Annotated in this window: 10 protein-coding genes; 4 read left to right on the forward strand and 6 right to left on the reverse strand. The window is 51.1% G+C overall.

The genetic code is table 11. The annotated features are described in order from the left end of the window. Positions 1-316 precede the first annotated feature (316 nt). Complete coding sequence (locus F7P81_RS13025; RefSeq protein ID WP_022711702.1) at positions 317-1,492, reverse strand: alpha/beta hydrolase; 1,176 nt, start codon at positions 1,490-1,492, stop codon at positions 317-319. A 193-nt stretch (positions 1,493-1,685) separates the two neighbouring features. After that, positions 1,686-2,612 (reverse strand): DMT family transporter, encoded by a 927-nt coding sequence (locus F7P81_RS13030; RefSeq protein ID WP_151159816.1) that lies wholly within the window; start codon positions 2,610-2,612, stop codon positions 1,686-1,688. A gap of 808 nt (positions 2,613-3,420) precedes the next feature. On the opposite strand from F7P81_RS13030, the gene greA reads away from it, so the two are divergent. Beyond that, positions 3,421-3,894 (forward strand): transcription elongation factor GreA, encoded by a 474-nt coding sequence (gene greA / locus F7P81_RS13035; protein WP_022711704.1) that lies wholly within the window; start codon positions 3,421-3,423, stop codon positions 3,892-3,894. A 3-nt stretch (positions 3,895-3,897) separates the two neighbouring features. Then, a complete protein-coding gene (locus tag F7P81_RS13040) occupies positions 3,898-4,977 on the forward strand; it encodes a glycosyltransferase family 4 protein (RefSeq protein ID WP_151159817.1) in 1,080 nt (359 codons plus the stop codon). 48 nt (positions 4,978-5,025) lie between these two features. Here F7P81_RS13040 and F7P81_RS13045 read toward each other — a convergent pair whose 3' ends face one another. Together F7P81_RS13045 and F7P81_RS13050 are read right to left on the reverse strand one after the other, a co-directional pair. Then, positions 5,026-5,496 (reverse strand): Lrp/AsnC family transcriptional regulator, encoded by a 471-nt coding sequence (locus F7P81_RS13045; protein WP_022711706.1) that lies wholly within the window; start codon positions 5,494-5,496, stop codon positions 5,026-5,028. A gap of 253 nt (positions 5,497-5,749) precedes the next feature. Then, positions 5,750-7,150: a TrkH family potassium uptake protein gene (locus F7P81_RS13050; protein WP_075656384.1), complete on the reverse strand. Its 1,401-nt coding sequence runs from the start codon at positions 7,148-7,150 to the stop codon at positions 5,750-5,752. 378 nt (positions 7,151-7,528) lie between these two features. On the opposite strand from F7P81_RS13050, the gene trxB reads away from it, so the two are divergent. Further along, a complete protein-coding gene (gene trxB / locus F7P81_RS13055; RefSeq protein WP_022711708.1) occupies positions 7,529-8,488 on the forward strand; it encodes a thioredoxin-disulfide reductase in 960 nt (319 codons plus the stop codon). Between the two features lie 340 nt (positions 8,489-8,828). Continuing rightward, positions 8,829-9,734: a LysR family transcriptional regulator gene (locus F7P81_RS13060; RefSeq protein WP_022711710.1), complete on the forward strand. Its 906-nt coding sequence runs from the start codon at positions 8,829-8,831 to the stop codon at positions 9,732-9,734. 417 nt (positions 9,735-10,151) lie between these two features. On the opposite strand, the gene F7P81_RS13065 is transcribed toward F7P81_RS13060, so the two are convergent. Then, the gene (locus F7P81_RS13065) at positions 10,152-11,354 is read right to left on the reverse strand and encodes a pyridoxal phosphate-dependent aminotransferase (RefSeq protein WP_116087809.1); all 1,203 of its coding nucleotides are present in this window, start codon (positions 11,352-11,354) and stop codon (positions 10,152-10,154) included. A gap of 475 nt (positions 11,355-11,829) precedes the next feature. Beyond that, entirely contained in the window at positions 11,830-12,039 is a 210-nt protein-coding gene (locus F7P81_RS13070; protein WP_022711712.1) for a cold-shock protein, read from the reverse strand. Positions 12,040-12,175: the final 136 nt, after the last annotated feature.

The raw sequence follows: 12,175 nt of genomic DNA on the forward strand, positions 1-12,175 counted from the left end.
ACAATCTGCGCGCTTTTCATGTCAGAGGCTTTCTGAGCACAGAGCATCAAAGGGCGCCATGAATTATAAACGAATAAGCACCTGTTCCGGTTCCGTCATACATCCATTCGGAATATGGACGGACGGATAGCGGAGCTTTTTCGTTTGTCAGAATCTATACGGAATTATGTGAATGCAGCCTGAATGCTTACCGGCTCAATATAGGCTTTTATTGATAGGGATAAAATCAATATTGCAAAATGTGGTTACTGCAGAAAACAGATTTTACACCACCCCCGAAGTCAAAACAGGTCGGGGATGGTGTGAGAGCTTGACACTATTGCTGAAAACCTGTGGCAGCCGCAGTTAAAATACGTCCCGGCAGATAGATAACCATAGAAGCGGCACCGGTAATCACATTTGTACCATCGGCCAATATGGCCTGACCGGATGTCTGACCTTCGCCTTTCAAAGTATTGAAGGAAAGGCTGCCGTCACTAACCAGTGCCATCAGCGTTGGCGAAGAGGCAAAGACACTGTGATCTCCGCCGTCAACCGTGCTGGCATCCAGCACGGCAATGCCATATTTCTGCAGTGTTTCAATGCTGGAGCCGTCGCCGACGCGGGAGTGTCCGCCGGTAATGCGGCCTGAAATATTCAGCGCGCTGTCATTGCGCGAAACCAGAACGGCCATAGGAGGCAGAGGCTTCACATCTTTGACCTGCTTTTCAAACACATCCAGATCAATATCAGGGGCGGCCAGCAGAACATTGGTCAGACGGTTCAGTGCAGTCCGTTCTTCATTGAGTGCCAATGTGCGCAGGGCTTCCATGGTGACGAAACTGCCCATGGAGTGCCCAACCAGCAAAATCCGTTTGGCTTTGGTCTTTGATGCCAGTTTCAGCAATTCTGCCAGACCGTCGCGCGCAAAATTGGCGCTGTCGCGGTCATAAACATAAAGGCCGAGCGAGGCCGCAGACGGCCATGCATAATGCACGGTCACGGATTTTAACCCGTAATCATGGGTAAACTGGGCAGCGCGGAACGTGCTGTCCGCAAAATTATTGTTATAGCCATGCACAAAGATCAGCAGTTCCTGATCTTTTGCCGAGTGCTGATCCAGAGCCTGATTCAGCTGATTGACGAAAATCTGGCTGTTATCAAAAGGCTGGAAGCTGACTGCTGCGAAATGCTTGGCCGGATCCGGCTTATAGCCGGTCTTTTCCACAACGCCTTTCACATGGGATTTCGGGATGCCGATATCAACGCGTGAAAAATTCAGCTTGTCTGAACGTTTCGCATTGTAAGGCATTGAAAAATCATCGCTGCGCTGACGGCTTGTGGCTACATAAACAGGGACGACGGAAGCTGGCTGAGCCGGTTTGATGATGGCAGCATTGGCCGCAGCTACAGAAGCCGGATTGGAATTGGGGCCGTGCCAGAGTACCGCGCGGGAGCCGGTGCAGCCGCTGATAATGATGGAAACGAATGCCAGAAACAAAATACGAGTCATTCGCTGCTCTATCCTTGCCAAGCCTGTTACTGTTCAACCAAGCGGAACATCTTCCGTGTACGTAACCGGATGTTCAGTGTTTTTAAAAGCAGTAATTAGCAAGTCTGGCAATCTGTAAAACTAAACCGCACAGATAAATCCGGCGGTTTAACGCGCTGTCGTGTCTTTTAAACCATAGCTGTAACGGCTTGCCTTACAGGTTTTCTGCCGGAATCTCTGAAAGACTTGTCTTGCCGGTTGCCGGTTTTTTGAAGCGCAGACGGGGTACAATTTCGACCATCAGCATGGACAGGAAAATCAGCGCACAACCGGCAAGGCCGATGAATGGCAGACGTTCGCCAAGCAGAATTGCGCCGAACAGGGCTGCGAATAAAGCTTCGGAAGACAGGAAAATAGCTGCCTGCGGTGCGCTGGTGTAACGGGTGCCGATGGCTTGCAATGTAAACGCCACGCCGGATGAGAACATGCCGGTGAACAGAATTTCCGGCGCTGCGGCCTGAATGGTCTGCCATTCGATCTGTTCAAAAATCGCAGCGCAAACAATGCCGGCAAATGCAACGACCGCGAACTGAACGCAGGCCATGGTGACCGGTCTGCCGATGCGCAATGCATAGCGGGCAATGAACAGTCCCTGCAAAGCCCAGAAAAATGCACCGGCAATCATCAGCCAGTCGCCCTGACTGAAACCGTCAAGCGAACCGCCGGACAGCATGAATATGCCTGTAAGGCTGAGCACGGCGCAGATCCAGACGACCGGATGCGGCCATTGGGAAAATAAAATCACGCCTAAAATCGGCACCAGCACAACATAAAGACCAGTGAGAAAACCTGCATTGGTGACGGAAGTGGTGAGCAGGCCGGTTTGCTGCAGAACCATACCGGAAAACAACATGCTGCCGAGAATCATGAAGGCTTTATGATCGGAAAAGGAAAGCGGTTTGGATGCGCGTCCGGCTTCCATAAAGGCAAAAGGCGCAACTGTTGCAGTGGCCACGATAAAGCGCAGGCCGATAAAGGTCAGCGGGCCGATATTTTCCATGGCGGTTGACTGGGCAACAAAGCCAAGACCCCAGATCAGGCCGGCAAAAAGAAGCAATAAATTAGCGCGTGACTGGGTCATGATATGCCTGCGGAATGCAATAAACGTGGATCGTTACAGTTCAGATCATGTTTGTCTTGCGGAAGACGGAACTGTCCGGCAGGCCGGAACTGCTTTTCTCTGTATGATACGCGACAGAGCTGAGGGCAAACCGGATCTGAGCAGGCTGAGACTATGTGCTGAACCGCGGTCACTATGCTGTATTATTGCAGGAAAGCAAGCCGGATTTCAGCATAATATATGATGTTACAACGTATATCCGAAATGATTCTCACGCTGTCAGCTGTAGTTTTTTTGAAATTTTCGGACTTATAATACTTTATACTGAAGTCTTATATATTGTTTCAGCGTTTTCATGCTGTTGTGTTCATGTAAAAGCTGTCACAGGTTTTCAGTAAAAAAGATCTGTTTTTTTAAAAAAATGTTTCAGAAAAGCTTGGCGCGGGGCGGGCAGGCCCCGAGTTTTTCACAAGTTTTTTGGCGATGCTTTTTGCTCTTTCTTTTTGTTTGCAAAGCTGGCACGATAACTGAAACAGATGATGAATGATGAACGGTTCCGAAGCACCGCTTCGGTGACCGTTTTATTTTTGAGTCTCGGGGGTGTTCTCCGGCTGCTGCAGAATAATTCCTTAAGCCTGAAACAGCTTAAGGTAAAATTACGCTGTAAATATAAATGTTAGAGCAACCTTTGTGCGGCCAGCAGGGCGCATGGTGCTCTGCTAGCCGGAAGATAGTCTCATTTTTTGTTTCTGCATTTTCGTGGTTTTATGACTGCGGAGTGCTTTAGCGCGATTGAAGACCGCGCATCAGGCATGAGAAAGGACAGGGCATGGAAAAGTTCCCTATGACACAGGCTGGCTTCGATCAGCTGAAAGAGGAACTGCGCTGGCGTCAGCAGGAAGAGCGTCCGCGCATTATCGAGGCGATTTCGGAAGCGCGCGCGCACGGCGATCTTTCTGAAAATGCCGAATATCATGCAGCCAAAGAAGCACAGAGCCTCAATGAAGGCCGTATCGGTGAAGTTGAAGACTTTATCGCCCGTGCTGAAGTGATCGATATTTCAAAGCTGACAGGCACGACCATCAAATTCGGCGCGACTGTTACGCTCATTGATGAAGACACCGAAGAAGAGCGCATTTATCAGATTGTCGGTGATCAGGAAGCGGATGTTAAAAAAGGCCGCATTTCTATCTCGTCACCGATTGCGCGTGCCTTGATCGGTAAAAGCGCAGGCGATACTGTGGAATTCAATGCACCGGGCGGCGCCCGTTCCTATGAAATCCTTGGTATGAGATTTATTTAACCAGTGCGCGTATCCCTTTCTGACACTGATATTCTGGCTCCGAATTTTAAAAAGCGTCTCTCCGGCGTCACCTCGACGATTGTCCAGCTGGTGCCGGTGCAACGCAAAATGGGGATCAGGATTGCAGCTGTCGGGCGGGGATTGCCGGATGATCTTCCGCATGTGAATTTGCGTGACCTTGCCGGATTATGGCGCAGGCCTGCGTCCGGCAAAAAATTCCGCATCTGGCATGCCCGCCGCAATGTTGAAATGCTGGCCGGTATTGTGATGCGCGATGTGCTGCGGATGAAGCTGAAGGTGATTTTTACCTCGGCTTCACAGCGCCATCATAAGAAATTCACCAAATGGCTGATCCGTCGTATGGACGGTGTTCTGGCAACCAGTGGCCGCACGGCGAGCTATCTGGAAGTACCTAATACTGTCAGCATGCATGGTATTGATCTGGAACAGTTCCGCCCGCCGCAAAGCGCGCAGGATCGTTTCGCGGCAACCGGTCTGCCCGGAAAATATGCTATTGGCTGTTTTGGCCGTGTGCGGCATCAGAAAGGCACAGACCTTTTTGTCGATGCGATGATTGAGCTGTTGCCGCGCTATCCTGACTGGACGGCCGTGGTGGCAGGGCGTGCTACAGCTGAGCATGTTGGCTTTGAAAAAGAACTGCAGGAAAAGGTCAGAAAAGCGGGGCTGGCTGACCGGATTATTTTTCTGGGTGAGGTGCCGTTTGTCAGTGCCGATCCTGCGGGCGACAGTATCAGTGCATGGTATCGCCGTCTGGATGTCTATGTTGCGCCGTCCCGTACAGAAGGTTTTGGCCTGACGCCGCTTGAAGCCATGGCTTCACAAACCGCAGTCGTGACCAGCGATGCCGGTGCCTATCCGGAAATCGTGATTGAAGGTGAAACCGGTTATGTTGTGCCGTCCGGTGCGACTATGGCGCCTGCGATTGAAAATTATCTGCGTGATCCCGCACTTGCCGCACAACATGCGGAAAAAGGCTTGCAGCGTGTGCGCGAGTTTTTCCCGCTGGAACGCGAAGCGAAAACAATCGGTGATTTCTACCAACGGATTTTCGAGCAGACATAAATAAAGCCGGTTTTCACCGGCTTTTTCATTTTCTGAGATGTGTCGCTTTTAAATTGCGATCAGAACTTCGTCTTTGACCGGCTTGATGGTCAGTGCTGTGCGCACGGAATCCACATTCGGCGTCGCGGTCAGTTCTTCAATCACAAAAGTCTGGAACGCGTTGAGATTTGGTGCAACGCAATGCAGCAGAAAATCGGATTCACCGGACACCATCCATGCGCGGCGCACCAGCGACCAGGATTTGGTTTTCTCGGCAAAGGCTTTCAATTCGCCATCGGACTGGTGTTTCAGGCCGACTGAGCAGAAAGCCACCAGATCCTGACCGACAGCTTCACCTTTAATGATCGCCTGATAGCCCTGAATGATGCCGCTTTCTTCAAGCTTGCGCACACGGCGCAGACATGGCGGTGCCGAGATGCCGACGCGTTCCGCCAGCTCGACATTTGTCATCCGCCCGTCATTTTGCAGTTCCCGCAGAATTTTCCAGTCAATATCATCAAGATCAACCTTAATCGGCATAGGAACTCCGTAAGAGGGTGGCAATAAAAGGGCTGTGAACTGCCGGAGGCAGAATGGAAGTCTCAGAAGTGCATAAAGCAATTATATAACAACAATGCAAGGCTCAGTGCCTGTGACGGGCTTTCCAAGAATTGCTTTAGAGTCATTGCATTATATCATGAATGAAACAATGAGAATGGTTAATTGAAATTATCAACCATTCTGCATCATTTTCTTTTCCGGAACCGGATCAGTTTTTCGTGATTGTCACTGTTCAGCGTACCCAAAAGGCACGGGTGAACAGAATGACCACAGTAATCAGCTCCAGACGTCCGGCGAGCATCAGATAGCTCAGCACCCAGAGCGCATTGTCATTGATGGTGGAGAAGTTGCCTGCAGGGCCGATGGTTTCGCCAAGGCCGGGGCCGACATTGGAGAGGGCGGTAAGCGCGCCGGTAAAGGCGGAGACAAAATCCAGCCCGAAGATGGACAATGCCATCGTGCCCAGCACCAGCGAGGCAAAATACAGAAACAGATAGAGCAGGGCGCTCTGGGCAATATCCGGTGTGATTTCCGATGAGCCGTAGCGGGCTTTGACGACGGCGTGAGGCATGACCAGACGGGTGAGGCTGGCTTGTGTGGTGCGCCACAAAATGATGATGCGGTTGATTTTCATGCCGCCGGAAGTGGAGCCGGCACAGCCGCCGATAAAGGAGGCAAGAAAGAATACACCGACAGCCGCAGGGCCCCAAAGTGTGTAATCTTCCATTGCAAAACCGGTGGTGGTGATAACGGAAATGAAATGGAAGCCTGCGGTCAGCAAAGCAGTGCCGAAAGGCATATCGGAGCTGATGCGCAGCATCACTGCCAGCCCGAATGTGAAAATAAGGATCAACGACAGGAATAGTTTAACCTGCGGATCAAGCAGATTGGGCATTTGCTGCGGAATGACAGCTTTGATGAAAAGAATGAACGGCAGGGAGCCGAGCGTCATAAAGACCATAGCCACAATCAGGATGGCTTTATTACCGTCAAAAAAGCCGAAAGAACTGTCATGAGTCGAATAACCGGCCGTGGAGATCGTGGTCAGCCCGTGATTGATGGCATCAAACATGCCCATTCCGGCGGCAAAATATGCAACAATACATAGGATAGTCAGGCCGCAATAAGCGACAATGATGCCGATCGCCAGCTGATTGACCCGTGGCAGGATTTTCTCGGACTTGTCCGAAGATTCCATATGGAAAAGCTGGACGCCGCCGATGCGCAGAGACGGCAGCAGCAACAGCGCCAAACCGATAAACCCGATACCGCCGATCCAGCACAGCAATGAGCGCCAGATCAGAATGCCGCGCGGCATCTGGTCGAGACCGGTCAGTGCTGTAGAGCCGGTGGCGGTAATGCCAGATGTGGATTCAAACAGGGCTGTCGCAAAGCTGATCGGCAAATGGGAGAAGTAAAACGGAATTGAGCCGAGCAGGGCTGCCGTTACCCAGAGCGAGACAGTGAGCAGAAAGCCGAGACGCGGCGAAAAGCGGATATGACTGTTTTGCGTGGAGAGAAAGACCAGTGACGATACAACGGCGGTAAACAGGGAAGAACGGATGAAAATCAGCCAGTCCGGTGTGCCGTCGCGCAGGTCAAACATTGCAGGAAACAGCATAGCGACGGCCATCATCATGCCTAAACGCGCGCAAATATTACTAACGAAGCGAAATATGATCCTGCCCTCTCGGCTGTAATAACTCTTCCCGTCAGCAGGACTGCCTGTTTATGCGTAAAGCAGCACGGGTTTGGTAACTCTATAGGAAAACTATAGGAATCTAGCAAAATTTTTATGCATTTCCTATGGGGGGGCAGACACAAAAGCCGATTTGTGACTTCTCAGAAACACAAGCGCGTTTTTCTGACCGATGGATAAACTTGCCTGTGATTAAGCCCCGCTTCAGCTTGTAATCGGAGACTGCGAAACCTAGTTTCACACTATCTGGGTGCAATACGGATTTCATTCTGTAATGCGCGGCAATGAAGTTACGCGGAAAGAGAAAAGTCTATGACACAGCGCCATGTTCCTGTCCTTATTATCGGTTCAGGACCTGCCGGTTATACGGCAGCTATTTATGCGGCTCGTGCCATGCTGAAACCGGTTATCATCACCGGTCTGGAGCAGGGCGGTCAGCTGATGATTACCACCGATGTTGAAAATTATCCGGGCTATGCAGAAACCGTGCAGGGGCCGTGGATGATGGAGCAAATGGCCAAGCAGGCTGAAAATGTCGGCGCTGAAATTGTCTATGATCTGGTATCGGAAGTTGATCTGTCGAAGCGTCCGTTCACGGCGAAAACCGACAGCGGTGCGGTGTTTACAAGTGATGTTGTGATTATCGCAACCGGTGCGCAGGCCAAATGGCTTGGTCTTGAAAGCGAGCAGCATTTCATGGGTGGCGGTGTGTCTGCCTGTGCAACCTGTGATGGTTTCTTCTATCGCGGCAAGGATGTGATTGTTGTCGGCGGCGGTAATACTGCTGTCGAAGAAGCGCTGTATCTTTCGCATATCGCTCAATCCGTCACTGTTGTGCATCGCCGTGACAGTTTCCGTGCCGAGAAAATTCTTCAGGAACGTCTGCTGAAGCGCGAAAATGTAAAAATCATCTGGAATCATGCGGTTGAGGAAATCACCGGTAATCCTGCCAATCCGCCGATGGGGCCGGTTGTAACCGGCGCAAGGCTCAAAGATACGGTGAGCGGTGCGATTACCGAGGTGAAAACTGATGGTGTGTTTGTCGCAATCGGTCACGCACCGGCGGTGTCATTGTTCAAAGATCAGCTGAAGATGAAGGATAGCGGTTATTTGTGGACTGCACCGGATTCAACCGCGACAAGCATTGAAGGTGTATTTGCTGCCGGTGACGTGACGGATGATATTTTCCGTCAGGCTGTAACTGCGGCAGGTATGGGCTGTATGGCTGCGCTTGAAGCTGAACGCTGGCTGGCAGCACAACCGGAAGCCTGAGTGGTAAAGCTCGTGGTTTAAACAACCGGCACCTGATAATTCTGCACTGCAGAGCGGTTTTGAATGACCCTGAATCGTAAAACCGCTCTGTTTCTTTGTTTCGGCTACATTTTCTTTGCAAAACCGGTTTTCGTTTTTGTTGAAAATGCTCTGGCTCTTTAAAGTTGCCACAAAATTTAGTTCTTTGTCTTGTGGCAGTTATAAGCTGATTCTGATTTACTGTCGGACATCGGCGAGAAGTTGAAATGGGAAGTGCATAGCGGATGAACCGCATTGTGCCGGAGGATGAAAAGCAATGTCCGTTGCTATAAAGGCGGGCATTGCATGAAAAGGGGATAGTGTGGTGGCACCACTTGACTGGGATAAGCTACGCATTTTTCATGCCGCTGCTGAGGCCGGCTCGTTTACCCACGCGGCGCAGACATTGCATTTGTCGCAATCTGCGATCTCGCGTCAGGTCAGCGCGCTTGAGCAGGATGTCGGTGTGGCGCTGTTCTATCGTCATGCGCGTGGCCTTATTCTGACTGAACAGGGCGAAGTTTTGTATCGCACAGCACATGATGTGCTGATGAAGCTGGAAAATGTCCGCTCCAAACTCAATGAAAACCGTGAAAAGCCTTCCGGTCGCCTGCGTGTGACGACAACGGTCGGGCTTGGTTCCGGCTGGCTGATCGAGCGGATGGAAGAATTTGCCGATCTCTATCCGGATGTGCAGGTGCAGCTCATTCTCGATGATGAAGAGCTTGATCTGACTATGCGTCATGCGGATTGTGCTTTGCGTTTGCGCCAGCCGCAGCAGCCGGATCTCATCCAGCGCCGCATGTTTACCGTGCATATGCATGTTTATGCATCTGAAGGCTATATTGCCAAATATGGCAAGCTCAATGCTATTGAAGAGCTGGATGAGCATCGCATTGTAACCTTTGGTGAATCTGCGCCGTCCTATCTGATGGGGCTGAACTGGCTGGAAACAGCAGGCCGCACTGATGGCGGTGCGCGCATTCCGACCTTGCAGGTCAATAATCTGCTTTCCATCCGCCGCGCGGTTCTCAGCGGTGTCGGGATCGGGGTTCTGCCGGATTACATGGTCGATAAAACATCAGGGCTGGTGCGTTTGTTGCCGGCTTTGGGAGAGATTCCTTCCTTCGATACATTCTTCTGTTATCCGGAAGCGTTGAAAAATGCGGCCAAGCTGCATGTTTTCCGCGATTTCATTTTCTCCAAAGCGAGAAACTGGTCCTTCTGAAACAGACCAATTGACGCTAAAAAGAGCCGGTTTTACCGGCTTTTTTGTTGTTTAATGCCCATCTGTGCAGAAAAACCGGTTTCAAGATGCTGAGCTATCTGAAAATGCATGGCTGCTTTGCAATATCGGGCGTTGTGAAGTCAGGCTTAAAGGAGCATATACAACTCATCTTAGTGATGCGTCTCCTCCTCCCATTGCGCATCCTAAGTGTTCCCCTCTGAAGGCTTGTCCATATGACGCCTTCAAAATTCCAAGCCGGGCTTATGTCCGGCTTTTTTTTGTCCAAATTTCAGGGCGACAAAAGCCATCCCTTTTTCCGTATTCTATGTGACCCTGCTTATGCAGGCAGAGTTTTGTGCGCAATAAAAAAGCCCCGAACAATATGTTCGGGGCTTCAGATACTTTATGCGTTTCGTATTAGCGCAGGGAAGCGCAGAAACGCTGAATGCGGATGCAGGCTTCTTCCAGCAACTCTTCGGAAGTCGCATAGGAGATGCGGAAGTTTGGTCCGAGACCAAAGGCTGAACCGTGAACAACGGCTACGCCTTCAGCTTCCAGCAATTCGGAAACGAAATCTTCGTCGGTTTCGATAACCTTGCCCGAAGGTGCGGTTTTGCCGATCAGACCTGCACAGGACGGATAGACGTAGAATGCGCCTTCCGGTGTCGGGCAGGTGATGCCGCTGGCCTGATTGAGCATGGAAACAACGAGATCGCGGCGACCCTGAAAGATTGCTTTGTTCTTTTCAATGAAATCCTGCGGGCCGTTGAGAGCTTCAACCGCTGCCCATTGTGCGATGGAGGAGGCACCAGAGGTCTGCTGACCCTGAACCATATCCATAGCTTTAATCAGCTGCAGCGGGCCCGCTGCATAACCAATGCGCCAGCCAGTCATGGCATAGGCTTTGGAAACGCCGTTCATGGTCAGTGTGCGGTCATAGAGCTTTGGCTCAACCTGCGCAGGGGTCATGAATTTGAATTCGCCGTAAACGAGATGCTCATACATATCGTCGGTCAGGATCCAGACCTGCGGATGACGCAGCAGCACATCGGTCAGCGCTTTGATTTCGCTTTCAGAATAAGCAGCACCTGTCGGGTTGGAAGGCATGTTGAGGATCAGCCATTTGGTTTTTGGCGTGATCGCAGCTTCCAGATCGGCAGCCTGCAGCTTGAACTGGTTATCCATTGTGGTTTCAACAGTCACCGGTGTTGCGCCGCACAGGGCAACGATTTCCGGATAGCTTACCCAGTAAGGCGCAGGGATGATAACTTCATCACCCGGATTGAGGGTTGCCATCAATGCGTTGAAGAGGATCTGCTTGCCGCCAGTACCGACAATGGTCTGTTCCCAGGTGTAATCCAGACCGTTTTCACGCTTGAACTTCGCAGCAATTGCCTTGCGCAGTTCAGGAATACCGGAAACAGGGGTGTATTTGGTTTCGCCGCGGGTGATTGCGTCGATGGCTGCCTGCTTAATGTTATCAGGGGTATCAAAATCCGGCTCACCTGCACCAAGGCTGATAACATCTTTGCCCTTAGCTTTCAGCTCACGTGCTTTCTGGCTGACAGCGATTGTGGCAGATGGTTTTACGCGGGACAGTGCGTCGGCGAGGAATGCCATGATCATTACTCCTGAATGGAACTGGCGATCCGGCTGATGAGCCGGAGGATAAAAGAAAACCTAAAACACAGCGCAATCTCCTCAACCGCGTGTGTTTAAGCGTTGCTGCCGGTGCCTGAGCAGCCGCTATAGCGACGTTGTTGAGCCCTTCGCGAGCGCAGATTGATCTGGTCGCATATGATATCCGGGGAGTTTACAGTTTTGAGGCTGTTTATGCCGGTGGGGAGCAACGCTGATATAGAGCCGGACTGTTCAGTCAGAGGCTACAGCTTTATGTCGCAATCACAGGCAAAGTGCAAGGAAAGCTTTTGCGTCTCAGCGTAATTGCGGCGTTTTATATTTGGGATGTGCAGAAAAAAGAAAAGGCGGGAAAACCCGCCTTTTATTCGATCCCAGATTGTCAGTCAGTGTGACCTCAACGCCCTGTATCTCAACCCTGAGCCGCATGAAATGCAGCTCTTAACCTTATCGCAAATTACATTGCAACGAGGTTGTCGGCAGATGAACGACCAGAGCGGCGGTCCTGCACGATTTCATAGGTGACTTTCTGGCCTTCATCGAGCTGAGCCAAGCCAGCGCGCTGTACAGCGGAGATATGAACGAACACGTCTGTGCCGCCCTGATCAGGCTGAATAAAACCGAAACCCTTGGTCGTGTTGAACCACTTAACTGTTCCCGTAGCCATGGGAAATTCCTTCAAGTTCATAGTAAATTCAGGTTCGCCTTGCGACGTTCCCGGTGGATCGAAGTTGTTGATGGAAGATCATGAGAAGCAAGGCGTTGCCGTGCGGGCCGCAAAATCACTCGACCGAAAATTCGAT

The sequence above is a fragment of the Pseudochrobactrum saccharolyticum genome (assembly GCF_008801715.1).
GTDB lineage: Bacteria > Pseudomonadota > Alphaproteobacteria > Rhizobiales > Rhizobiaceae > Pseudochrobactrum > Pseudochrobactrum saccharolyticum.

What these genes read in the sequence shown, in the direction of transcription:
- F7P81_RS13025 (WP_022711702.1), bottom strand. Translation starts at nt 1,492, where the DNA reads ATGACTCGTATTTTGTTTCTGGCATTCGTTTCCATCATTATCAGCGGC.
- F7P81_RS13030 (WP_151159816.1), bottom strand. Translation starts at nt 2,612, where the DNA reads ATGACCCAGTCACGCGCTAATTTATTGCTTCTTTTTGCCGGCCTGATC.
- greA (WP_022711704.1), top strand. Translation starts at nt 3,421, where the DNA reads ATGGAAAAGTTCCCTATGACACAGGCTGGCTTCGATCAGCTGAAAGAG.
- F7P81_RS13045 (WP_022711706.1), bottom strand. Translation starts at nt 5,496, where the DNA reads ATGCCGATTAAGGTTGATCTTGATGATATTGACTGGAAAATTCTGCGG.
- F7P81_RS13050 (WP_075656384.1), bottom strand. Translation starts at nt 7,150, where the DNA reads ATGGCCGTCGCTATGCTGTTTCCTGCAATGTTTGACCTGCGCGACGGC.
- trxB (WP_022711708.1), top strand. Translation starts at nt 7,529, where the DNA reads ATGACACAGCGCCATGTTCCTGTCCTTATTATCGGTTCAGGACCTGCC.
- F7P81_RS13065 (WP_116087809.1), bottom strand. Translation starts at nt 11,354, where the DNA reads ATGGCATTCCTCGCCGACGCACTGTCCCGCGTAAAACCATCTGCCACA.
- F7P81_RS13070 (WP_022711712.1), bottom strand. Translation starts at nt 12,039, where the DNA reads ATGGCTACGGGAACAGTTAAGTGGTTCAACACGACCAAGGGTTTCGGT.